Here is a 23,332-nt window from a genome sequence, read left to right on the forward strand (position 1 = left end):
TATAGGGTATTTTTTGTATGTTAATAATTTATCGTAATATTTTCAAAGACTTTCTTTTTTCTATCTAAATTATTGTTTTTTAAATTGATTTCATAACTATGGGATTTATAATAATCATATTTTTTATACTGTTTATCGCTGGGAACTTCTTTCTCAATTATTTCAACTTCTATTGCCCCAATAAAGCAGGTAATAATCTCAGCAAATAAAGTTAACATCTCTTCATGGGTAATATTACGAAATGTTCCCTCATATACAACATTTCCAAAAGTGTCACTCGTTGTATAACTGCCTTTTGTACTTTCATCAATAAACATTAATTCTTCATCTTTTACAAAAATTGAAGTTTGATTTCCGTTGAAACTAATAAACAAATCTTGTTTATCTCCGTCAAAACATATAAATTGAATTGGTATATTTGACGTTATTTCAACCTCTTGATCATCCTCAGATAAAGTTTTTATAATGACATCTCGATTAGTGTCAAATTTAGTGATTAGATATTTATAAAGCTCCTCATTAGAAAATTGCATGCATAATTCAGAACCATAGTTTATTTTTTCTTCTTGCATTAATCAAACACCGTCCCTTTTATAAATTGATTTACTGGAAACTTTCTTTGACATCTAATACATACTGGTATAACAGCCCCATTCCTTGGTCTAATCGCTGGAGTCATTAAAATATTTGCATTAGTATTTAGTCCAAGTTGTTTAAATACAATATCCTCTGCACAGACAGCATTTCCCTTATATATTATACTATTTTTAACACCTACAAAAACTTCTCCCGTTCTTAAATCTACCCCTCCGACTACTGTAGCTATCTTGCTTTGCTGAGTTTTACTTAATGATTGTATTCTTGCTACTTCAGCATCTCTTGCTGCTATAGCTTTTTCAAGATAACTATCAATTTTTTGATAGTACTCATCTGGTAAAAACGGTTTTTTTGCAAAATCATCAGCTTTTCCTATCCCCTCAGCCTTAGGACCAGCTCCGCCTTTTACCATTCCCTTTATCTTGCTAACCCCTTGCGATAGCCAGGACGCTCCAAGCATGAAGCCGCCTCCCAGCACCGCTCCAAACGCAAAAGATTCTAAAGCTTTGCCCGCTTCTGGTGTGCGCCCATCCCACAGTTCTCGTATCGTGTAGTCAATATAACCCGATGACCCACCAATAAACATACCGGAACCGAGACTCAATGCTGTTTGACCACCCGTCATGGGGATAACCGCTCCTCCACCTATCCCCGCGGCTGGACCAAATATAGCTCCGCATATCGCACCGATCACGGCTCCTTGTGCGGCGCTCTTTCCGTAATCGTAAAGACTGCTCATCTTTCCGTTTGCAATATCCGATGAAGCTGTTGAGACAACCCCTCCAATCGCTCCGAGGGCTGCCCCTACCGCTGCTGCCCCAATAACTGCACCAGCACCAAACGTGGCTACCGACAATGCCACAAACCCCACTATCGCTACAGCAGCTACCACGCCTACTAACAGCTTCCCCCAATTAAAAGGCGGATCAGGCGGTGGTGGCGTTCCTTTCTGCGGTTCATCGTTATATGGCGGAAACGTCGTTCTGTCTCGTCCTTCCGCCTGAACCACAGCTCCGAGAAAGTGGTATTCACTCTCGATTGTAAACCCGCTCTTCGCACGGGTCTTCTTGGCGAAAAACTGGCTTTGCGCCTGAATCACGATTCGCTTCGGAGTATACAGCGAAATCTCTTCCTTGGCGTTCAGAACCAGCTTTTTGTGGCTAGTCATGGTAATCCCGACTTTGTCGTCAATGGTCAGCTTCAACGGCTCCTTGTTGCCGCTAACGATGTTAATCGCAGTAGGCGACAGCTCCAGCTCGCTTCCGTGCTCCGTGCCAAAGTACCGAATGTTCGGGTTGCTTGTCTTCGCACAGCTGTCCCCGTTTTTGCGCACGCTGCCCAGCACCATTGCCTGTTTGCCCGTCGCATCGGGAAAGTACAGGCTGGCTTGCGTTCCCACCTGTGGCATGCAGTACATCATATTACCTGTTGGCGGGGCGAAAGGGACCCAACATGCCGTGGCCTTTGACTGTTCTTTGTCAATGTCCAGATGAAGCTTGACCTGCTCTCCCTTTACCGCGAGCACCTTACCTTCCAGAGAGACTCCGGAGAGCTTCGAATTATGGATTCTCTCCTGCCGAATGCCGTCCAGCCGGGACAAACGATAGGTATAGCGAAAGAGCCCCTGCTGCATACGGGCGCTCACTGCACTGACAAACATCCTCTTGTTGCGGAACTGGATTTCATCCCCGATGGCGTACCGCTCGCCGGACTCGATCTCATAGGTAAAAAAATCCGTATCGTGCAAGCCTGCCGCATCGCCACCCGCTTTTTGGTAGGCCAGCAAATCCTTGCTCGCCGTATACGACACATCGTCCGGCAGGGTGTAGCTAGTTCCATATGTCAGTCCGAAAGAAAACCGCGGTGTTGCCTCCATGATATCACTGACGAGAACACCATGAAAATGGCTAGCCAACCGCTTAAGCAGTTCCCAATCCGTTTCATCGTACTGGATGATCGCTTCTCCGATCTTGACCCCATCGCCGATGCTGTTGATCATGTTGTGACCCGGGTAGCTCTTGATCACCTCTTGCACCAGCTTGGGATATGTCATGTCGATCTGCTGAAAGGAACGGCGATTTTTCTTGATGTCCAACTGAAAACTGCCGGACAGCCCTTCCAGCTCTATGGTGTACACCCCCTGGGTGTTGGTGATCTGAACAGAGGTCACCAAGCCCTTGAAGATAGTAGCTTCGGTCTCGCCGTCGCTTTCATACAGATGAATTTCATCTTCTGAGGCAGCCTGCAGCACGGCGTTTACCTTTTCACTGTCGTCCACGATACCGCGCAGGTGCAGCCACGCGTGTTCGTTCGGCCTCCATTCCAGCCGTACGTCTTCGATTTGTTTGATCCGGTAAGGCGCTATTACCCGGATCCGCTCATACCCTGTCATAGCTCGTCCGCCTCCATGTGGATTTACTCGTCATGCTGTCCGTCTGAGAAGAACCTGATGACGCCATCGTATCCGCAGATTAGGAGGGAATCGGTTGTCAGAGCTGCCTTGCCTGCCACTTTTGTATCGTCCTTCACCTTGATCCAAGGAGCGTAGATCGTTGGGGTGCAGGGCTTGCCGGATATGTTCTGCCCGTCTTCTGCAATCAGATAGATGATGGAATTATTTTGATTGGTTGGACTCTGGCAAATGCCAAAATGCGCGATGTTCTCTACTGGTTTGTAATCCTCTATGTTCATCATTGGTTTTTCGTTCACATATGAGCCGTGGCTGACAGGCAGGTTAATCCTCCTCTGATGGCTGCCGCAATTGCAGCGCATTTTTGCCCCTCTCACCACATAGCGTGGTCCTTCCTGCATCATCGACCCTCCTCTATTCAACCGGCACTCGTTCCAGCCGGATTCCAGTCAAATCCCGCCGCAGGATGCTCTCGGCCACATCCAGGCGCACAACGATCAGCGGTTTTTCGCTCTCTTTGATCCGGAAAATCTTTTTCCCGTGCATATTTTCTTCCTTCAGCACCAGCTTTTTAATCTGGCTGTTGCCTCGATGAAACTCGCCGTGGGCGCTAACCACTTCCAATTCATCAAAAATGGGGAGGTAATAGTTTTTTTGCAGATGGCGGGAGAGATCAATCAGAGGAGTCAACTTAAACAGGGTGTCTGGTTCGTACGCTTCTACCAATCGCTTTAGCTTGTCCGACAGCAGAAACAGCGGGTATTCAAGGATGTCGAGAAAGCTGCTCTCCGCTTCCGACTTGATCTGAAGGATCAGCGGGTCCGCGATTTTATGGGCGCGCACACGGTGAATATCACGAGTATCTATTTTCTTGCGTATATCCAGCAACATCGGCACATCCGTATATCGTTCATCTTGTTTCAGCAAAAAGTAATCCATATTTACGCACCTGCTCCACTGGTTTCCTCGTTCGCCGAGTCAGGATTCTGGTACAGAACTTCGCATTGATCCCGATATTCTCCGGCAAACAGGCAAATCTTCGGGGATTTGGTCATCTGACGGTATCCTGGGCTTTCCAAGAGCACAGGCACCATACTTCTCATAAATTCCACTGCCAGCAGGTGATACTTGATGGCTTCCATCTGCTTGATCCTCTCGATATCCATCGATGTTATCTTCCTGGCATAGGCAGACTTTATCTTCTCAAGCTTCTTCACCCGTTCGAACAATGGGGCAAAGATAAAGTCAGCGTCCCACAGCACGGAGCATTCCGTCCGATCCAAAAACCAGTTTTCATCATATGCGTCTATGCGGTACTTGGCGCAGTTCTCCATGATACCAGTCCGCAGATAGGAGACGTAAATGGTGTGGATCTCCCCCTTGCTCCCCTGTTGCTGCTGCATGAATGCCTGTGTGCACAGTTCATCAAACGCGTCGCAAAAGCTACTCTCGATGTGATCCTTCTGCTCGTTGTACCGCTGGTCAATCTCGATCAGATCGTACTGCCAGCGATCCAACACATGATTCTGCAAAAAATCCTGCATCGCCGCCTGCTTGTCCATCAGCTTGCTCATTTGATATGTACCTTCGCTCCGCTCAAGGTCACATCGTCTATGATGCTCAGGGTGGCATCTGCCTGCTTCATGTCCACGCCTGCTTCTCCATGAATGACCACCTTATCGCCCCCTGTGATTTCAATATCCTCCTTGGCTGTCAAGATGATTTTCTTGTCGCTGTTGATCTCGATACCACCTTCGTCTGTCAGACGCATCAACAGCTTACCATTGCCGATAATCTCGATCGCTCCTGGCTGGAAGATAATTTGCTTGCCGTATTTGGTGCTGATGCTTTTGACGGAGGGGTCGCTGCGCTTTTTGGGATCGGAGGATTCAAGATTCACCGAGCTTGCGGCAATCGCATTTTCTTCCTTTGCATCGGGAAAATACAGGCGAACCTCATCCCCGATCTCCGGCATACAATACCAGCCGCTGCCGTCGGGGGACGAGTACACAGTGGAATAAGGAAACCAAATCGCCTCACCGACAGGTTGTTTTTCATCGATAGACAGATGTACTTTTACTGTGTCTTTAGAGACATCCAAAATCTTTCCGAATAGAGAGGAGCCAGCCAACTCTGTGGGAAAAAGAGTGACACATCCTAAACCTTTTTGATCGCGCAAGACGTAGTGGTTGACCAAGATCCCGTGTTCGATTCGAGTCTCGGCTCTATAGACGTAAAGCGTACGCCTCTGAAACATAACCGGACTACACAAATCCAGTATTTTGTTGCTGGTAACTTCATAACTAATCGTGTTTTGCTCACTGATGCCTTGCTTGTCGTTTTCCGATTTCAACCTGTATTCCATCAAGTTCTTTTTGATGGTGTAATTGTATTCCTCAAGCTTTTGCGGTTCACCCAAATCAGGGATTCCAACAAAATACCTCAGTCCTTTTTGTGTGCAGACAGGCACCAGTGGAGCGTGAAAATGAGAAGCCAGTCGCTTCGCAAACTCCCAATCTGTTTCCTTGTATTGAACTCGCAATCCCCCGATCTGCTTGCCGCCTGATGCTTCATCGACCACATCGCCCCCGGTATACTCTCCGGTGATAGAAGCAAACACGTCGCGATAGGCCAGATGCTTGTTTTGAAAGGACCGGTTTTTCTTCGCAACATCCATTTGGAAGGTTGCGCTATACGCCTCAATGGTGATACTTCTGACATCTCTGGCCGCATGAACAGACAGTTTCGTCACAATACCTTGGAACAAAATGCGTTTCCAACTGCCGTCTTGAACAAACACTTCGATTCTTTCATTCTCATCCGCTCGCTCGACGTACTGGTCCAGCTTTTCTTCGGGCACGATTCCATTGAGAGTCAGTTTGATATGATCGTTCACCTGTTTAATCAGACTCAACTGAGTTATCTTTTCGAATTGATAGGGCGAAATATAGATGTTCGCATACGTAAGGACGGATTGGCTCATCCTTGCTACTCTCCTTTATCCTCTTCTGTGACGCTTAGTGTCCGTATGACTTGAAAGGCAATCTCCCGCCACTCTTCATATTTGGCATAAGGGCAGCAAAAAGTACCCATGGCCATTTTCCCTTCAAATGCAAAGAAAAACATGAGGTGATAAAGAAAACCATCTAGTGCGGGACTTTTAAATTCGAAGTAGCCGACCTGTTTTTCCGCTACGACTTCTACTCCGTCTGTATAGAAGACATTTGCCGGATTCGCTTGTTTGATCATGGCTTTCATCCCGTCCGTCAGCTGCTTGACCCACTGGTCCTGCAAATCTTGATCGACCCGGTTCAACGTGAAATTGATGCTGCCAGTCTCGTCGCTTTTGATGATCTGCGGCCGCTGTTCGTAAGGATATTTGAGCGCCCGTTGCTGTTCGGGCATGTCTTCAAAATCTTTGGGAATAAACATGTGTACTTTGTTCTCCCAGAATGCCTGCTGCTCAAACTCGTAAAAGCGGTTCCCCACCCTGACTGGACCCGCGCTAATGTTATTGGGAACATTCGCTTTTTCTGCTTGATTCAATACTGCTAGTATTTTTTCATCCATATATTCCATTGAGCGTTCCGCCTTTATCTTTAGGGTTTTTACCACATTATACCAATAATTCCTTTTATCTATATCGGAATATTTAATAGGTATTTTTACAAAAAATAGTAACTTGATGGTGGACAGTCCGAAAAAACAAAAAGACCCAAACGAGTACAGACTGCTCGTTGGGGTCCCCAAATATATACCATATGTTTCCACAGCCTAAAAAATAGAGTACGATACTCGTATATCTCAAGGAACAAGGAGGGTTTCTCAGTGAATCAAGCATTTTCGATAGAGCGAGTTCCTTTTGAACAGAAGCACGCTCTCAAGCAGCTGTTGGAGCTGTATACGTACGACTTCACTGAGTTTGAGCCTTTCGAAGTAGATGACGACGGCTTGTTTGGCTATGACTACTTTGAGAAGTATTGGGTCGAACCAGAACGTCATCCCTTTTTCATCAAGGTTCATGGTAAGCTGGCTGGTTTTGTCCTCGTCCGCATGCTCACAAGCACTAATCCAGATTTTCCATCAATCTACTCCATTGCTGAATTTTTTATCATGAAACGCTACCGTCGGCTGGGGATCGGAAAAGCGGTGTCTCATCAAATCTTCAAAATGTTCCCGGGCGCCTGGGAAGTCTTTCAATTGGAAAACAACGTGCCTGCCATCGGCTTTTGGCGTGCCAGCATCCGCGATTACACAGCCAATCACTATCAAGAGCGGCAAGAGGCTGGCAAAGTCATACAAACGTTCATTTCGAGACCATAGCAGAAAAAACCAAGGGACAACACAAATCCCTTGGCTTTTTTCATGAAAACCAACTAGCTGATAACCGCAGGAAAGCTCATCGCGACAACAGTTCCGCTACCCAGCTTGCTGTCCACCGTAATCTCTCCCCCGTGGGCCAAAACGAGCTGCTTGGCTATCGCCATACCCAGCCCCGTTCCACTGGTATTCTCTCCTGTATGCCCACCTCGGTAGTATCTATCGAACAGATTGGCCAGTGTCGTCTCATCCATGCCTGGACCATTGTCCGCAATTTTGACCACAAACTGATCGGCTGCAATCGACTGTACCTCTACGAGCACGGTTGTATCTGCCGGCGTATACTTGATCGCGTTTGTCAAAATGTTGACGATGATGCGGCGAAACCAGATTGGATCGACCTCTGCCGTTATCGATTGGACATTCGCCGAAAATTCGATGTCATGCAAAGACGAGCTCGGATCGTTCACCATATCCACCACAATCCTGCGAATCGCTTCTACGATAGGGACAGGTTGTTTGACCATCGGCAAAGCTTGGTTCTTGAGTCGATAGGTCAAATTCAAATCCTCAATCAGCCCGTTCATGTAGTCTGACTTTTCGCGTATCGTCTTCCCAAATTCGCTAACTTCTTTTCTGTCCCACTCATACTGTTCCGACTCCAAAAAGGTAGCATAACCGTAAATCGAGCTCAGCGGTGTCTTGAGATCATGGGAGAGTCCCGTAATCCACTCCTCTCGCGTCTGCTCGATCTCTTGCTGAAGCTTTTCATTGGAGCGCAAGGTTTCACTCAGATGCCGGAGAGCGTCAAACACATCCTTGAAAACACGAAATGACTTCTTTTCTTTCCCTCGCCAATTCCTTCCGATTGGTTTCCCTTTTTTCCCGATGGGCTCCTCATAGCGGCCTTGAGCCAGTCTTTCCAGCCAATTCACCATGTGCAAGAGCGGCTTTCCTACCCGCCACGCATACCAGCTGCCTGCGAATAGAACGACCAGAATCAAAAAAATACCGATCTGAAGGAACGTTTCCTTGACCACGGCATCCTCAGACGTTTCTTGAACACCAGATTGATAGGTTGGATTCGGAGTGCCCACTACGTATGTCAAGTCGCTCTTCGTGTCATATCGACTCGTGATACGGACAGGAACATTTTTTGCTGTCGCGCCGTTCTGAAGAGCTTCCGTCATGTCCAACTGGGCAGAAGCGTTCGGGTGATTCCATTGATGAATGAGTTTCCCCGTATGATCGTATACCAAGTACCATGCCTTTTCTTGGGAAAAGCTTTTGTTCAACTCGTCCCATGTCTCCGTGCTCGTTCCCGTTTTTGCTGCGATCAGGCGCTGCATCATTTCTTTTTCTGGAGCAGGTGTTCCATAGAGAATGATCATGTTTTCGTCAAACTCGTTTATAACCCAGTGCGTGACGTGATAGCGAGAAGCATCACGATCCTCTACATAGCTGATCCACTCTCCTGGCCCAAATTGACTGGGAACGTCAGCAGGTGTCCGATAGTTGTACAGAATTTTTCCGTGCTTGTCGATAATCTGCAACCAGCCTTGATGTCTCGCCACACTCTTCTCGATTTCCGGATCGACGTGAATACGTTTCCCCTCATAATCCATCTTCAATGTCAAATCGGATGCTTCCAGCCGGGACAAATCGATAGACAACTGCTCGTTCATAATGCGCCAGCCTAACCCCAGCATCGCGATAATTAGAAATAGCAGCAAAACGAGGAGAAACCCGAACAGTTGCCGGACATATTGAAATATCAGCTTGTTCCGCAAATTCATGACTGTCTTGCCGGACTAACCAGCTTGTAGCCCAGCCCTCTCACCGTGACCAGGAGCTTTGGCTGACCCGGATTTTCTTCTATCCGCTGACGCAGCTTGTGAATGTGCACCATGACTGTATTTTCATCAAACATCTCGTACTCGTCTTTCCATACATGATCGTAAATTTGTTCTTTCGTAAATACCCGGTTCGGATTCTGGCAGAAGAAGACGAGCAATGAAAATACTTGCGCCGGGCAGTCCACTCGTTCTCCGTTCACGAACAGCTCGGCTGCCTCCACATTTACTTGAAAACGTCCAAAATCAAAGCGCTTTTCTTCCTGCGATGGAGCAGATCCCCCCAAGGTTCTGCGCAGATGAGCCTTCATCCGGGCAACGACCTCTAGTGGATGAAAAGGCTTCGTTATGTAATCATCTGCTCCATAAGCAAATCCGCTTAATTTATCAAAATCCGTGCCCTTCGCTGTCAAAAAAAAGATCGGTGCCTTCGTTCGCTGGCGCACGGCTCCGCACAGCTCAAATCCATTTTTATCAGGCAGCATGACATCCAGAATCAACAAGTCATATGTCTTCTCCTCCACCAGACGAATCGCCTCTGCTGCTGTCGTACATGTATCGATCTGGACAAAGCCTTCCTTTTTCAGCACTGTTTGGAGCATCTGCAAAATTGACTCTTCATCATCTACCAGCAAGATTCTTGCTTCTTTTTCCATATCCGTTCCCTCCCTTGCTGTCATTCATTCTACCATGAGAAACGGCGCCAATAAAAAAGATAAGGAAATGATAAGGTAGCGTTTTAGTAGGGGAAAGGTCTGTCCATTATGATGAAGGAGAAAGGAGCGGATTCACCTATGTGGGCTATTTGCCAACACGAATTTTTTCGGTTGTTTAAAAGTATCAAATCGTTAATTACCGTTGCCTTTATCGTCGGCATCTCGTACTTGGTTTCTGACCTTGTCAATCAGGCAGCGAGCTTTCTCCCAGAAAAGGAGCTGGCGCAGGGACATGCGCTTGGTATCTTTGTACTCATCATGCTGTTCGGACCCTTGTTTGTATTCAGCCTGTCTCATGATGTCATAAATCGTGAGCTAGCGGGCAGGACGATTCGCTTTCTCGTCACCCGGACTTCACGCAATCAGATCATTTTGGGGAAATTTCTCGGAGTCGCGTTCTTCTGGCTAACCTGCATGATTATTACGTTTGGCGTAGTTTTCGCCACCGTACAAACGTTTGACGCCAAGACCTTTTACCTTTGCGTATCCCTGCTTATCTATTGCATCTCGCTGGCACTGCTGCTCTCGCTCGTGATACCTCGCCCCAGCTACACGATGTTTTTGGGAATTGTGATCGCACTGATCTTGCCAGGTCTCGGACTGTGGAGCACCTTCTCCAGTCACCCAGCAGCACCATGGATTAAATATTTGACACCCTTTTCATTTATGGAAAAAGACGGCGCCTGGACCGGCTTCATTTGGCTCTATGCAGCAGCATTCCTGATCGCTTCTATGTACTTATTCCGACGGAGGGATTGTTAATGGCAATGATCGAGACCATACAGTTGAACAAGCGCTTTGGCAATCGCACGGTCGTGAATGACGTCAGTCTTACTGTGCACAGCGGGGAGATTTTTGGATTCCTCGGTCGAAACGGTGCAGGTAAATCGACCTTTATTAATATGCTGACAGGCATTCTGATTCCGACTGCGGGGACCATTCGCATGTTTGGAGAGGATGCCCGTACAGAAGGATGGAAAAAACGAATTGGCGTACTGCCGGATTACTCCACCTTCTACGACCATTTATCTCCTGCGGAGCACCTGCACTATTTCGCTCGGGTAAAAGGCGTCACACTCACAAAGGAAGACTGTATGCGCATCCTGACAGCCGTTGAGCTTGAGGAGCATGCATCCCGCAAAGCCAAAACGTTTTCCTTCGGGATGAAAAAGAAGCTGGGTATTGCCCAAGCATTAGTCGGGGACCCGGAGCTCATCTTCCTTGATGAACCTACTTCTGGCGTAGACGTCGAATCAGCCCTGCATATTCAAAATTTGCTGCGCAAGCTCCATCAACAAGGAAAAACGATCTTCATGACCTCGCACAATTTGAATGAAGTCGAGAAAATCTGTACCCGTATCGCCATCATGAAAAGCGGAAAGATCAGTTCACTTGGCACTCTCGATGAGCTGCAAGCTGCCCATCAGGCATGGCGATCTGTGAACGTACGTCACTCGCCTTTTACTAATGACGATTCTGGAAACCTGCGCACCTTTATCGAATCCCTCGGGCGCAATACGATTTGGGAAGACGGTCGTCTCTCGATCCAGGTCGATGACGATCAAAAGGTGGCAACTCTCGTTCGTGCTCTTGTTCAGGCACGCGTGGATATTTATGGAGTGAACGTTGAAGTCCCTTCGCTCGAACGAATTTTTATGGGGGAAGAGTCTCATGATGCTTAATCTCGTTTTTGTCCTGCTCCTATCCGGGATGCTTCTTTTCAACATCTCGATAGGAAAAAGCATGACCACTGGAAGCATGTCAATCACGATTGGCCTGATTGTCCTCAATCTCATCTTTTTCATCACAAAGTTCAGGAAGAGTCAGCATGAAAAAATGAAAGATCCGGTTAGTAGATATGAACGATAATCAGATTCATATAAATGGAGGAAGATTCGCATGACCAGTAGGTATCTGGAGTTTGCCGTTATCCTGACAGGGGTTTTGCTGTATAGAATCTTTTGGGGAGATAGTCTTACACCAGTAACTATCGGAATTTTAATTGGGATGATTATCGTTTCTCTCATCCTTTTCATGAGAAAACAGTACGCAAAACGCTAGGAACAAAAAAAGCAGCTTGATTGCCACCGAAAACAGCCTGCAAGTTATGCGGCTATGGGGCAATGGGCTGCTTTATTCTACAAGATTGCGAGAAGCTGATCGAGTCGTTCAATGACAGCGAGCGGCTGATGCTCGGAGGTAGGTTTCTTCCCGCGTGGATTGATCCAGACTGCTGAGAAGCCTGCGTCCATCGCACCTGCTACATCTGCCTCCCACGTATCTCCAACGAACAACACCTGCTTGCTCTCAACACTGAGTTTTTCACGAACATGTTCATATATGCGCAGATCAGGCTTATGATGGCCGATGATTTCGGAGAGAAACACCCGCTCCCGTGGAAAATACGCAGACAATCCCAGCCGCTCCAGCTTGATAAAAGCCATATCGACAGGACCGTTGGTGACAATCCCCAGTGTATGCTCTTCTGCCAGCCTCGCAATGGTGGACTGAACAGTGGCATCCGGCTGGATTGCGTCCAAACATGCCGCTTGATAGGCGCACTGAAAATCGTCGACCTGCCCCGCTTCAATCTGTCGGTTACAATCAGCCATGGCTCGCTGAAAACGCAACCTTCTGTATTGCGTAAAATCGTAGCGTTTGGCAATAACATCGACCCACAAATCATCTCCGTGGCGCCGCAGAGCCTCAAGGAATTTCTCTTGGTCTAGTTCTGCTGTCAGTGCATGGGTCGAAATCGTCTGCTGCATCCCTTTCTCCCAGCAAGCTGAAAAATCGAAGAGAGTGTCATCGAGATCAAATAGGATTGTAGTAAATTTGGACATGGCTAAGTTGCTTCCCCTTCCTTTTTTCTAGCTGTTTTCATTGTGCATATGACTCTGTCTTTTGTTATGATCATTGTAACGGAAAAAGGAGGTGGAGACATGTCTAATGAAAAATTGGATATTTTGATAGAGGGTATGAATGAGTTGCGTTTGGTTGCTCATGCTCTTATGGATCGGCAGGACGAATTGGATGCCAAGATGGAAGCTTTGACTTTGGACGTTCACCAGCTAAAAGCCGATGTTGCCGAACTGAAGCAGGATGTTGCTGAGTTAAAGGAAGGTCAGGATCGTCATGAACGTATCTTGGAGACATTAGCGTTGCGTGCTCTTGAATGGAATAATTTCCGTCTCGATTACATTCGCAAATCATCCTGAATCCTTTAGCTTTTAGGCAATTCCACAAGCAATGCCTCTTTCAATTCAGCTGGCAAAGAAATAGATTGGCGTGTGTTCGCATCGATCATGACCATTGTCACGTCGGCGTCCGCCACTAATACTTCTGAAGCGTTGTACAGCTCCTGGCGGATGACGAAGCTTTTTTCACCCACCTTGACCACTGTAGTAATCGCCGTTACCTCTTCGCGCATCTTCAACTCTTTGCGGTAGTTAATGTTGATATTGACCACTACCGGCATGATAGCCCGTCGCCTCAATTCATCCAGCGTAAATCCTTGCTCCCATATCCACTCAAAACGCGCCCACTCCATGTACTCTAAATACTTAGCATTGTTCACATGTCCAATTACATCAATATCAGTAGAACGAACTGTTAAATGATAGCGATGAGCCATCGTTCTCACTCCTTGTTTTTCTTTAGTATAACGAATTCAGGCAGCTGAGTGAATATTCATTCAAAATATTCCGAATGGTCATGCTGTTCTTTCCTGAACTTTTTCCTATAATATAAATAAACATTAGAAAGGAAGATTGGATGTTCGAACAAGAACTATTGCCGACCTTGCAAACAGCTCGCTCCCGGTATCAGGATGCACTCGTCCATTTGGAAGAAGCCGAGCTTGGCTGGAAGCTGGCTCCGGGCTCCAATTCCATCGGATTTTTGATTCATCACATCGCGGAAGTCGAATATCGATTCTGTATGATGTTTTTCGGCAGAGCAATTCCCTCCGAAATCACCCTCACTACAATTGGACCTGTAAAGGATGAAGGAAACTTTACCGATTTGTCTGCCTTGCTTGCTTTCAAAGATGCTGCCTTCCATCACTTGCTGGATTCTCTGGCTGCCCTGCCAAAAGACGCGTGGGACACCCCCTGTGAAGCACCGATCGCCACACTGACTCCCCGCCAGGCACTTGGTCGACTGATCTATCATATGGGTTACCACGGCGGGCAGATTGGGCTTATCCGCAAATACGGAGGACCTCAATGAGTCTCATTCTGACAGGTGCGCGGCTCATTATTCGCGAATTGTTGCGCGAGGACTTGCCCGACTTACTCGCCACCTACAACAGTAATCCAAAGTACAATCAGCTTCGAAACGGCACGAGCACAGTAAGTCTTGCTGAACTGGAAGCCGAATATGACGCCACCATAAGTATACCTTCAGGGCATTGGCTCGCCATTACTCGTGAAGGCACGATCATTGGAGTGATCCATATCATCCTCTCCAGTGAACACGATCCAAAAAGCTGGATTAGTCTCTTGCTTCTGCATGCCGATTATCAGCAGCAGGGCTTTGGAAAAGAGGCAGTGACACTCATGGAAGCCTACTGCATCCAACATGGCAGTCAGCATGTTCATCACGGTGTCATTGCGCATAATGAACCCGCTCTTCTTTTCTGGGGACGGCTTGGCTATGAGCAGTATCGTCAGGTGGAGGCACAAGTCGGTCGTCTAACACAACCGGTGCTGCTGGTAGCCAAGTGGCTAACCCCTACAAAGTAAGGAGGTGAAAAATATGAACCGTCGCCTTTTTGAAAATGATGTGCCCACCCTCCTCTCCTAGACGGTGAGGAAGTGGTTCTCTTACTGCCTCCCGGCTACGGAATAGCGCTCGAATTTTTGATTCATGATTCCGGGAGGGACACGTTATGTCACAATCACAATGGAAGCAAACGTTTTTAGGGGCTGTCTGCCTGACTCTCGCCGCAGCGATCTGGGGCGGTGTTTATGTCGTTAGCAAAGTCGTGTTGGAAGTGATTCCGCCGTTCACGCTATTGATTTTGCGCTTTTGCATTGCTTTAGTCGTGTTGGGGGCATTTACCGTTGCTCGCAAGGAGCGAGTCGCGAAAAAGGATTATCCTCTGCTGATGGTCATCGCCTTCGTCGGTGTCACGATCTCCATCGCTGCGCAATTTCTTGGTACCAAGCTGTCTACTGCCCACATGGGTGCATTGATTACCTCCGCATCGCCAGCCTTTATTGCCATTTTTGCGGTCTGGCTATTAAAGGAACGCATCCATCTAAAGCAGGCAGCGGGTATTTTGTTAGCGACGATTGGTGTCATCATCGTCATCGGTGTTCCAGATCAAGCTGACGCCCAGTCTTCCCTGGCAGGGAACCTGATTTTGTTCGTAGCAGCGATTAGCTGGGGATTGTATACCGTTCTCAGCAAAAAGGCAACGCAGCGCTATTCGTCCCTGCTCGTCACTACCTATGTAGCATTGTTTGGCATCATCTTTACCAGTCCGCTCATGTTTTGGGAGCTGTCTGTCACGCCTGTCTCCTGGCAATTTGGTTGGGACATCTGGATAGGCGTCCTCTATATCGGGATGATTTCGACCGCAGGTGCTTTTTACTTGTGGAACAAAGGCTTTGAGCTGATGCCCGCAGGGAGTGGGGCCGGGTTCTTTTTTGTTCAACCCATTGTCGGTGCATTTTTAGGCTGGCTATTGCTACATGAACATTTGAGTGTCGGCTTTTTCGCTGGCGGCGCATTTATTTTCCTCGGTGTCGCCTTGTCCACCCTGCGTACACATGAATCGGCCAAAAACAAACGTGAATCGATGGAGGGGCGTCCTCTCTCCCATTACAACGAGAAGCAAAGTTAAAAATCATGTTTGCTTACATGCTACGAGGACTTCCCAATCGTCGGGAAGCCCTCGTTTTCTTATACTATGGACGAAAATGTTGCCGTACACTTCCTTTTTCAAAAGACAGCTCCACTTCAGCAAAGGCGCCATTAATAAACGTGATTTGCGGCGGCATATGCCCACAATCCACATCGTAGAGGACAGGGACTTGCAGCTCTGCAGCCAGCTCCTGATAGACGTCTTCCACAGTGTAGCCGTCGACCGCCTGATTCGCTGGACTGCGCCCAAACATGATCCCCGCACAATGATCGAACCATCCGGCCAGCTTCATTTGTACCAATGATCTGCGCAGATCAGTCGTAGAAAGCTCACAGTTTTCCAAATACCAGATGATCGCTTCGTTCCCGATCTGTTCTTTTTGAAACGTTTGGACGTCCCCATACGGTGTGCCGATCACATGCCGAATGATATCGATACAGCCGCCAAGTAACCGTCCCTGTATCTTTACGTGGGGAATAGTCTCTGTGGTTTTCCATACAGTCGGTTCTGTCAGGTGAAAGATATGCGGCGAAGGATTCGTATGCTGCCATTCCTTTTGATACATCGGGGAAGAGTACTGTAAGACCGACTCTCCCATTTGCGTTGACAGAACCGTCTCCCACATGGCCGTCGTCTCATCCATATCCGCTCCGCGCAAATCTACCAGATTCGTCCCATGAGCTGTAGCCATCCCCGTTTTTAATGTAATCGCGAGCAAAAGCACACTCACATCCGAATAGCCTAACACCCATTTTGGTTGCATGGCATCAAAATCAAGCTTGTCTAAAATCTCAATCAGCAACTCGCCACCCCAGGGAGGGATGATGATATCGACGCCTTCATCTTGCATCAAGGAGTTGAATTCGGCTGCGCGGCTTGTGGCAGGAGCTGACTTGGCTTTTTCCTGTGTCCAGACTGTATCTTTGCAAACGATGGAATACCCCCTGCTCTCCATACGACTGCATGCCAGCCTGATTAGTTCATGCAAATACTCTGGTACACCTGATGATGGCGCAGTTATTCCTATAGTAGCGCCCCTTTTCAACGATGGATACGTAATCATGCTTCTCCCTCCCGCTCACTATGTATGATTTTGGATAATCATACCATGAAATGGAACAAAAAAAAGACGGCCTATAGCCGTCATCAAGGTATATAAAACGGGAGGGAAGTAGAGGAGTTCAAACGAACGTGTTTCCTGTTCGTGAATGATTACTTCTTGCTGGCATCAGTCGTTGTAGACTGTCCAGTGGAACCACTGCTTTCGGTTCCAGCAGCACCAGGCGATCCAGTGCTGGTACCTGCATCAGATTTAGCATCTGTCGCAGGTGCTTCCGTAGACGAACCAGTGTCCGTCGATGCATCCGAGCTGTTCGCTGAGGCATCCGGAGTAGACTGATCTTGCGAAACCGAGCTATCGGTCGATTGTCCGCTATCAGAAGTAGAGGTGCCCGGAGCGGTTTCGCTAGTTGTGGCCTCTGGTTGTGTCGCCGGTTCAGGTGTTCCTGTTGTGTTAGAGCAGGCAACCAAGCTGCCAGACAGGAGTAATGCGACAGTGGCAATGGAGAACCACTTTTTGTTCATGTTCATTCCCCTTTCATTCCTTGGCTTCGTGACCTTCTCGCTGTCACACCTATATCGTAACGGGCAAAGATAACCATTCTGTAAGGAAAGTGGGAAAAAACGATGATCAAAATATGAAAAAAGTATGACCATGATCATTTTGATGGGATCATCTTTAGTTCTCCGGCTTAATCCTCGGAAGCCATATCGTAAAAGTACTGCCCTTCCCAGGCGTGCTCTCTACTCTGCATTTGCCATCATGAAGCTCTACCAGCTCTTTTACAATGGCGAGTCCAAGCCCTGTCCCTTTATTGTTCTTGGAGCGTCCCCGATCCACTTTGAAAAAACGTTCCCAGATGCGATCCAGATCATCTGCTGCAATTCCCATCCCTGTATCGATCACTTGAATCTGCACGTATTCTCCTTCCAGCGAAGCACGCATGCGAATTTCACCTGCTGCCGTAAACTTGAGTGCATTCTTCACCAGATTTTTCAGAATTTGCGCGATCCGGTCCTTGTCAGCATAAATTCTCGGCAGCTCGTCCTCTACCTCTACTCCTATGCGAAGGCCTTTTTCCTCTGCTTCTTGATGGAAGGAGAAAGCAACCCGATTCATGACATCTGCCACATCGACAGGGAACTTGGCCAGATTTACCTCGTTGTTCTCCAGCTTCATCAAGTCCATCAGGTCATCCACCAAGCGATTCACTTGCATCGTTTCGGTGTACATCACAGCGTAATACTTCTGTCGCGCCTCTTCTTCCTCTACCAAACCGTCTTGCAACGCCTCAAGAAAACCTTGAATCGCAGTGAGAGGCGTGCGCAATTCATGGGAGACATTCGCCAAAAAATCATTGCGCACTTGCTCCAGATGATGACGCTCCTGCTCTACCTTCTCCAGCTTCTGTGCCATCGTATTGATCGTTTGCGCCAAGTCGCTGATCTCATCAGACGTATCGACCTGGACGCGCTCTGCATAATTCCCTCGACCAATCTCAGCCGCTGTTCTCTCAATGGTTCGCAATGGGCGGGAGATTGACCATGACAAATACGAAACCATAATCGTCGAAAGAAGCACCCCAAACAATGTCGCCCACAGAATCGACTCGCGCATTTGACCAAAGGTTTTCTCAATTCCTTCAATCGGCGCATGCAAAATAATTCCGCCATAGACGTTTTCGCCCTCGCCCCATGGGACGGAGACTGACAACATCGGGTCATCCAGACCTTCGATTTGCAGCTCGGTTACCGCACTTTTTCCGTTCAGCACGTTATCCGCGATGGAAACTGCCACGGACTTGCCCGTAAGCATCTCATCCTTCATCGAGGTCGCGACAATTTTTCCTTCCGTATCAAATAACCAGATGCGGGTATCAAATGACTCGTCCAGCATCGCTAGCTTGTCCAACAGCCGTTTGTTTATTTCATTGCTGTTATGGATAGCGGCATTCACTTTTTTCGCCATCCGCAAAAGCTCTTCTTCTTTGGCGTTGTAAATATACTCTTTCGTAAAAAAGGAGAGAACGATCCCTGTAATCCCTAACCCTACCAAAACGGTAGCCAAAAAGCTGACCAGCAGTCTGCGGTAGATACTTTTCGACATGCCTAGCATCAGTTATCCACCCCAAACTTATAGCCGATCCCCCAAACCGTTTGAATGCATTCATAAGGGAGCTTATCTAAACGCTGTCTGATCTTTTTAATATGAACATCGATCGTTCGAACATCGCCAAAATAATCAAAGCCCCACACTTGTTCCAGTAATTGCTCCCGCGACCATACACTTCCCGGAGACTTGACGAGTTGAACAAGCAAATCAAACTCCTTCGGGCGAAAGCTCACTTTTTCCCCGGCAACGATCACTTCCCGTTTATCCAGATCAATCGTCAATTGCTCAAAAACAAAGGTCCGAACCACTGCCTCATCTTCTACCTTTGGCTTTGGCTGCAATCTGCGCATAATCGCGCGGATACGAGCAACGATTTCACGTGGACTAAACGGCTTCGTCACGTAATCATCCGCTCCGAGCTCCAAGCCGAGAACACGGTCAAACTCCTCATCCTTTGCCGTCAGCATAATAATCGGCGTATCCCACTTCTTGCGGATTTCCCGGCATGCTTCAAAGCCATCCAACTGCGGCATCATGACATCGAGAATAACCACATCCGGCTGTTCCTTTTCCATCATCTCAAGAGCTTCTCGTCCATCTGTTGCTGCGATGAGCTCGATTTGTTGTTTTTCAAAATAAAGGCGAATAATTTCGCGTACGTTTGGATCGTCATCGGCAACCAAGACTTTCATCGTGGACATAGCCAATAACCTCCCTTCTTTCAAAACGACATAGAAGGAAACATGCCGTTCAGACAATTTACGTTTTTCCATGGTAACATAGATCACCCGTATTGTGGACGGGTAGAAGTCCTATCCAGCTGGTAAAAGCAGGACAAAATGTTTTGCGACAATAAAAAAGCGAGTGGACCTAAAGCCCACCCGCTCTTCATTCTTTACTTCGTTTCTCTTGCAACCGGGACACTGCGTGTGAGGCTAGCCCACAACAACCCGAACAGTGCGCCTGTAAAGGCTGGTACCAGCCATCCAATTCCTACTTTGTACAGAGGCAATTGTTCAAGGATTGGCGTCAGCGAGTCGATAGACAACCCCAACTGGGAAGCTCCATCCAACAGACTGATAACAGCTGTTGCCGTGATCGCGCCCACGTATACGGCACGATGGCCATTAAACATCCGATCACAAAACGTCAGCAGCATCAGCACGATCGCCAGCGGATAAATCGCCATCAAGACAGGCACTGAGAAGGTGATCAGCTGTGTCAAGCCTACGTTTGCTACCGCAGCGCTGAACACACACAGGATCACAGCCATTTTCTTGTAGGAGATGCCAGGAATACGACTCGAGAAAAATTGACTGCACGCTGTGACGAGCCCAACAGAAGTGGTGAGGCAAGCAAGCGTAACAGCTGCTCCCAGCAAGAGTGAGCCTAACGGACCGAACAGTTGATGCACGACCCCTGTCAAAATTTGTCCACCATTTTCTGATTTCGCAAACGATACACTTGTCGCTCCCAAATAGCTGAGAGCAAGATAGACGAGTCCGAGTCCAATTGCAGCAAGGAAAGCAGCTTTGATTGTGGACCACATCACTTTTTTGCGATCAGTGATGCCTCTATCCTGAACAGCCGTTGTTACTACCAGACCAAATACCATCGCAGCTAATGCATCCAGCGTTAGATAGCCTTCGACAAAGCCTTTGAAGAATGCTGTATCCTGATAGGCGCCTGTCGGTTGTCCCACCTCACCCAAAGGAGAAATGAGTGATTTGACAAACATCAAACCAATGATGATCAAAAGAGCAGGTGTCAAGATTTTACCGATTCGATCTACCAGCTTGCTCGGGTTCAGACTCAACCAGAAGGTGATCGCAAAATAGACGATCGTGGTCACAAAAAGCGGTACCCAACTGCCTTTCATGGATTCAGGCAAATACGGCAACACGCCCATCTCAAAGGTTACTGTACCTGTCCGGGGAATCGCCATGAATGGTCCGATCGACAGATAAACAATAAAGGTGAACACGACTGCAAACATCGGATGGACTCTTGTCGCCAACGTTTGCAAATTACCGCCAGCCAAGCCTACCGCGATGATTCCCAGTAATGGCAGACCTACACCGGTAATCAAAAAGCCGATCATCGCGATCCAAACATTATCTCCTGCAGCTTGTCCTAGCGCTGGAGGAAAAATCATGTTCCCTGCTCCAAAGAATAGGGCAAACAGCATCAAACCAATTGTAATTGTTTCTTTCGTAGAAAGTTCTTTCATATGAATCCTCTCAATATTATTTAGTAAAATAAAATTTTCATTAGTATAACTTAAAATTAACACACTATTCAAGCTTTAATTTTTTAAAATTATTGAACTTTTGTCAAAAATGAAAGTTTTTACAGTTCAAATATCTCTTTTCGCTTGATCGCCCCCACTGCTTCCCATACATACAGACAATAGATACTGCGCCATGGAGCCCACTTTTCCCCTAGCTTGCGAATATCATTTTCATTTGGCTTCGTTTCCATCCTATATAGGTGAATAATTCCATTCCGCAAACCGATGTCAGCAGCAGGCAACAAGTCTGGACGCCCCATCCCAAACATGAGCAGGCACTCGACTGTCCATCGTCCGATTCCTCGCAGCGAAGTGAGGTAAGTAATGATTTCCTCATCCTTCATTGTCCATAGTCTTTCCAAATCTACTGTTTCATTCACAATGGCACGGGCGAAATCGATAATATACTCTGCTTTTCGCTGACTAAATTGCAGAGTACGCAAATCCTCCACAGTCAATCTCGCTACCGCGTCAGGAGTCGGAAAAGCGATGATGCCCTCGCCGTTTTGGTTTTCTACTGGGTCGCCTGCCAGTGTAACCAGCCTCTCGGTCAAATTGGCTGCAAAGGTCAGATTGATCTGCTGCCCGATGATCGTCTTGACCATGCATTGAAACAAATCAGCATCAAGCGTAAGACGAAGACCGCGAAACCGCTCGGTCAGGATGGCGAGTTCACTCTCCTCCCTCATCTGTTCGTAAATAACGGATAGATCCAAATCGGCACTAAAAGTACGGCGGATCATTTTTTCTAGCAGCTGCTGGTCTGTCCTGGACAGAGTCGCCTGTGTCTCGTAGCGCAATGCGGGTTCTTCCAAGCTGCCCATAAATTGCATATGGACCAGAACAGGCCGTAAGCCGATACGAAAGACGCGCTGTAGACTATTTTTTTCTTTATTCACACGTATCTGCGTATCTGGATGTGTCTCTAGACGCCGAAGCAACCGGTCAAAAGAATATGGAGGAGTAAGCGAAATAATCCAACAATTCACAAGACTCTCACCTTCCCAGATAAAATAAAAACCTCCGGAGAATCTCCGAAGGTGTCAAGTATACTTCGCAAAACTTATTTCGTAAACATCCCTTTGAGAACAAATTTTACGTTTGCCGGACTTTCTGCCAAACGGCGCATGAAATATCCGTACCAGTCGTTTCCATACGGTACATAAACACGCATTTTATAGCCTTCACGAGCCAAGTCAATTTGGGACTGCGTGCGAATGCCATACAACATTTGGAATTCAAACTGTGTGCGCGGGATGTTGTGTTCCTTTTCCAGCTTTTTCACAAAATCAATGATGTTGTCATCATGAGTCGCCACGGCAGCGTACCCGCCGTTCAACAGATGCTGCTTGATGATTTTTTTGTAGTTCTCATCGACATCTGGCTTGTTCGGGTAAGCAACTTCAGGAGACTCCTTGTAAGCTCCTTTTACGAGACGGAAGTTCACTTTTTTGTCTTTCAGGCTGTCAATATCGTCCGATGCTTTGTATAGATACGCCTGAATAACGGTTCCGACGTTATCGTACTCTTGCAGTAATTCGTTCAAAATCTCCATGGTCACCTGATTGTGTGCGTAGTCCTCCATGTCGATACGAACGAAAATGTTACCGTTTTTCTTAGCCGAATCCAAAATGCGTCTCATGTTGTCCATGCAAAGCTCACGGCTGATATCCAGACCAAGCGAAGTCATTTTCAACGAAAGATTGCAATCAACTCCGGATTGGTGGATCGCTTCCAGCGTTTTGATGCAATAGTCAGCAGACTCGTTTGCTTCCTCTACGCTGAACACGAATTCACCCAGATGGTCCAGCGTGCACACGAGGCCTTGCTGGTTTAGCTTGCGTACGGCGTTGATTGCCTCCGCAATGGTTTGTCCGGATACAAAGCGGCTTGCTCCAAAGCGCAGACCCCATTTTTTCGCGGCAGCATTTAAGGTTTTATTTTTGGATAAAAATAGAAAGAAATCCTTCATAGCTTGTTCCATCGTTGACTGTCTCCTCCTCAACGTACTCTGTCCACTTTAACAAGCATGAATCGTGCCAACTTATTCTCGTAAGCGCTATCGTGATGTCTATTGGGCGTATTCAACACATATGTACATT

Annotated in this window: 25 protein-coding genes; 7 read left to right on the forward strand and 18 right to left on the reverse strand. The window is 47.4% G+C overall.

What is annotated here, in order from left to right; all coding sequences use genetic code 11:
- Positions 1-20: 20 nt before the first annotated feature.
- From C7R94_RS00005 to C7R94_RS00035, 7 genes are read right to left on the reverse strand one after another with little or no spacing between them, the layout of a single operon-like run.
- Positions 21-572, reverse strand: a complete 552-nt coding sequence (locus tag C7R94_RS00005; RefSeq protein ID WP_106777940.1) for a hypothetical protein — start codon at positions 570-572, stop codon at positions 21-23.
- Positions 572-2,989, reverse strand: coding sequence for a hypothetical protein (locus C7R94_RS00010; RefSeq protein ID WP_106777941.1), 2,418 nt, complete (start codon positions 2,987-2,989; stop codon positions 572-574). The genes C7R94_RS00005 and C7R94_RS00010 overlap by 1 nt, the downstream gene beginning before the upstream one ends.
- A gap of 23 nt (positions 2,990-3,012) precedes the next feature.
- Entirely contained in the window at positions 3,013-3,411 is a 399-nt protein-coding gene (locus tag C7R94_RS00015; protein ID WP_327935333.1) for a DUF4280 domain-containing protein, read from the reverse strand.
- 10 nt (positions 3,412-3,421) lie between these two features.
- Entirely contained in the window at positions 3,422-3,946 is a 525-nt protein-coding gene (locus C7R94_RS00020; protein ID WP_106777943.1) for a hypothetical protein, read from the reverse strand.
- A gap of 2 nt (positions 3,947-3,948) precedes the next feature.
- The gene (locus C7R94_RS00025; RefSeq protein WP_106777944.1) at positions 3,949-4,581 is read right to left on the reverse strand and encodes a hypothetical protein; all 633 of its coding nucleotides are present in this window, start codon (positions 4,579-4,581) and stop codon (positions 3,949-3,951) included.
- Positions 4,578-5,990 (reverse strand): phage tail protein, encoded by a 1,413-nt coding sequence (locus C7R94_RS00030; protein ID WP_106777945.1) that lies wholly within the window; start codon positions 5,988-5,990, stop codon positions 4,578-4,580. The genes C7R94_RS00025 and C7R94_RS00030 overlap by 4 nt, the downstream gene beginning before the upstream one ends.
- 5 nt (positions 5,991-5,995) lie before the next feature.
- The gene (locus C7R94_RS00035) at positions 5,996-6,586 is read right to left on the reverse strand and encodes a hypothetical protein (protein WP_047073581.1); all 591 of its coding nucleotides are present in this window, start codon (positions 6,584-6,586) and stop codon (positions 5,996-5,998) included.
- A 249-nt stretch (positions 6,587-6,835) separates the two neighbouring features.
- On the opposite strand from C7R94_RS00035, the gene C7R94_RS00040 reads away from it, so the two are divergent.
- Positions 6,836-7,330 carry a GNAT family N-acetyltransferase gene (locus C7R94_RS00040; RefSeq protein WP_106777946.1) on the forward strand — a complete coding sequence of 165 codons (495 nt, stop codon included), beginning with the start codon at positions 6,836-6,838 and terminating at the stop codon, positions 7,328-7,330.
- A gap of 53 nt (positions 7,331-7,383) precedes the next feature.
- Here C7R94_RS00040 and C7R94_RS00045 read toward each other — a convergent pair whose 3' ends face one another.
- Together C7R94_RS00045 and C7R94_RS00050 are read right to left on the reverse strand one after the other, a co-directional pair.
- A complete protein-coding gene (locus C7R94_RS00045; RefSeq protein ID WP_106777947.1) occupies positions 7,384-9,123 on the reverse strand; it encodes a sensor histidine kinase in 1,740 nt (579 codons plus the stop codon).
- Positions 9,120-9,836, reverse strand: coding sequence for a response regulator transcription factor (locus tag C7R94_RS00050; RefSeq protein WP_106777948.1), 717 nt, complete (start codon positions 9,834-9,836; stop codon positions 9,120-9,122). The genes C7R94_RS00045 and C7R94_RS00050 overlap by 4 nt, the downstream gene beginning before the upstream one ends.
- 108 nt (positions 9,837-9,944) lie before the next feature.
- Here C7R94_RS00050 and C7R94_RS00055 point away from each other — a divergent pair, with 108 nt between their 5' ends.
- Positions 9,945-10,658: an ABC transporter permease gene (locus tag C7R94_RS00055; RefSeq protein ID WP_106777949.1), complete on the forward strand. Its 714-nt coding sequence runs from the start codon at positions 9,945-9,947 to the stop codon at positions 10,656-10,658.
- Entirely contained in the window at positions 10,658-11,578 is a 921-nt protein-coding gene (locus C7R94_RS00060; RefSeq protein WP_106777950.1) for an ABC transporter ATP-binding protein, read from the forward strand. Before C7R94_RS00055 ends, C7R94_RS00060 begins: the two co-directional genes overlap by 1 nt.
- Positions 11,579-12,034: 456 nt before the next feature.
- Here C7R94_RS00060 and C7R94_RS00070 read toward each other — a convergent pair whose 3' ends face one another.
- Positions 12,035-12,739, reverse strand: a complete 705-nt coding sequence (locus tag C7R94_RS00070) for an HAD family hydrolase (RefSeq protein ID WP_106777951.1) — start codon at positions 12,737-12,739, stop codon at positions 12,035-12,037.
- A 99-nt stretch (positions 12,740-12,838) separates the two neighbouring features.
- Here C7R94_RS00070 and C7R94_RS00075 point away from each other — a divergent pair, with 99 nt between their 5' ends.
- Positions 12,839-13,114 (forward strand): hypothetical protein, encoded by a 276-nt coding sequence (locus tag C7R94_RS00075; RefSeq protein ID WP_106777952.1) that lies wholly within the window; start codon positions 12,839-12,841, stop codon positions 13,112-13,114.
- 5 nt (positions 13,115-13,119) lie between these two features.
- On the opposite strand, the gene C7R94_RS00080 is transcribed toward C7R94_RS00075, so the two are convergent.
- The gene (locus C7R94_RS00080) at positions 13,120-13,530 is read right to left on the reverse strand and encodes an acyl-CoA thioesterase (protein WP_106777953.1); all 411 of its coding nucleotides are present in this window, start codon (positions 13,528-13,530) and stop codon (positions 13,120-13,122) included.
- Between the two features lie 140 nt (positions 13,531-13,670).
- On the opposite strand from C7R94_RS00080, the gene C7R94_RS00085 reads away from it, so the two are divergent.
- The 3 genes from C7R94_RS00085 to C7R94_RS00095 all read left to right on the forward strand — a co-directional run bounded on the left by C7R94_RS00085 (position 13,671) and on the right by C7R94_RS00095 (position 15,747).
- Complete coding sequence (locus C7R94_RS00085; RefSeq protein WP_106777954.1) at positions 13,671-14,126, forward strand: DinB family protein; 456 nt, start codon at positions 13,671-13,673, stop codon at positions 14,124-14,126.
- Entirely contained in the window at positions 14,123-14,641 is a 519-nt protein-coding gene (locus tag C7R94_RS00090) for a GNAT family N-acetyltransferase (protein ID WP_106777955.1), read from the forward strand. Before C7R94_RS00085 ends, C7R94_RS00090 begins: the two co-directional genes overlap by 4 nt.
- 146 nt (positions 14,642-14,787) lie before the next feature.
- Positions 14,788-15,747: a DMT family transporter gene (locus tag C7R94_RS00095; RefSeq protein WP_106777956.1), complete on the forward strand. Its 960-nt coding sequence runs from the start codon at positions 14,788-14,790 to the stop codon at positions 15,745-15,747.
- Between the two features lie 64 nt (positions 15,748-15,811).
- Here C7R94_RS00095 and C7R94_RS00100 read toward each other — a convergent pair whose 3' ends face one another.
- The 7 genes from C7R94_RS00100 to C7R94_RS00130 all read right to left on the reverse strand — a co-directional run bounded on the left by C7R94_RS00100 (position 15,812) and on the right by C7R94_RS00130 (position 23,214).
- The gene (locus C7R94_RS00100) at positions 15,812-16,831 is read right to left on the reverse strand and encodes a S66 family peptidase (RefSeq protein ID WP_106777957.1); all 1,020 of its coding nucleotides are present in this window, start codon (positions 16,829-16,831) and stop codon (positions 15,812-15,814) included.
- Positions 16,832-16,980: 149 nt separating this feature from the next.
- The gene (locus C7R94_RS00105) at positions 16,981-17,352 is read right to left on the reverse strand and encodes a hypothetical protein (RefSeq protein ID WP_106777958.1); all 372 of its coding nucleotides are present in this window, start codon (positions 17,350-17,352) and stop codon (positions 16,981-16,983) included.
- Between the two features lie 154 nt (positions 17,353-17,506).
- Positions 17,507-18,943 (reverse strand): sensor histidine kinase, encoded by a 1,437-nt coding sequence (locus C7R94_RS00110; protein WP_106777959.1) that lies wholly within the window; start codon positions 18,941-18,943, stop codon positions 17,507-17,509.
- Complete coding sequence (locus C7R94_RS00115; protein WP_047073551.1) at positions 18,943-19,641, reverse strand: response regulator transcription factor; 699 nt, start codon at positions 19,639-19,641, stop codon at positions 18,943-18,945. Before C7R94_RS00115 ends, C7R94_RS00110 begins: the two co-directional genes overlap by 1 nt.
- Before the next feature lie 194 nt (positions 19,642-19,835).
- Positions 19,836-21,170 carry a branched-chain amino acid transport system II carrier protein gene (gene brnQ, locus C7R94_RS00120; protein WP_106777960.1) on the reverse strand — a complete coding sequence of 445 codons (1,335 nt, stop codon included), beginning with the start codon at positions 21,168-21,170 and terminating at the stop codon, positions 19,836-19,838.
- A 119-nt stretch (positions 21,171-21,289) separates the two neighbouring features.
- Positions 21,290-22,219, reverse strand: a complete 930-nt coding sequence (locus tag C7R94_RS00125; RefSeq protein WP_106777961.1) for a DNA-3-methyladenine glycosylase family protein — start codon at positions 22,217-22,219, stop codon at positions 21,290-21,292.
- Between the two features lie 74 nt (positions 22,220-22,293).
- A complete protein-coding gene (locus C7R94_RS00130) occupies positions 22,294-23,214 on the reverse strand; it encodes a proline dehydrogenase family protein (RefSeq protein WP_047073545.1) in 921 nt (306 codons plus the stop codon).
- Positions 23,215-23,332 lie beyond the last annotated feature (118 nt).

Source organism: Brevibacillus sp. NRRL NRS-603 (assembly GCF_003013445.1).
Taxonomy (GTDB): Bacteria; Bacillota; Bacilli; order Brevibacillales; family Brevibacillaceae; genus Brevibacillus; species Brevibacillus formosus.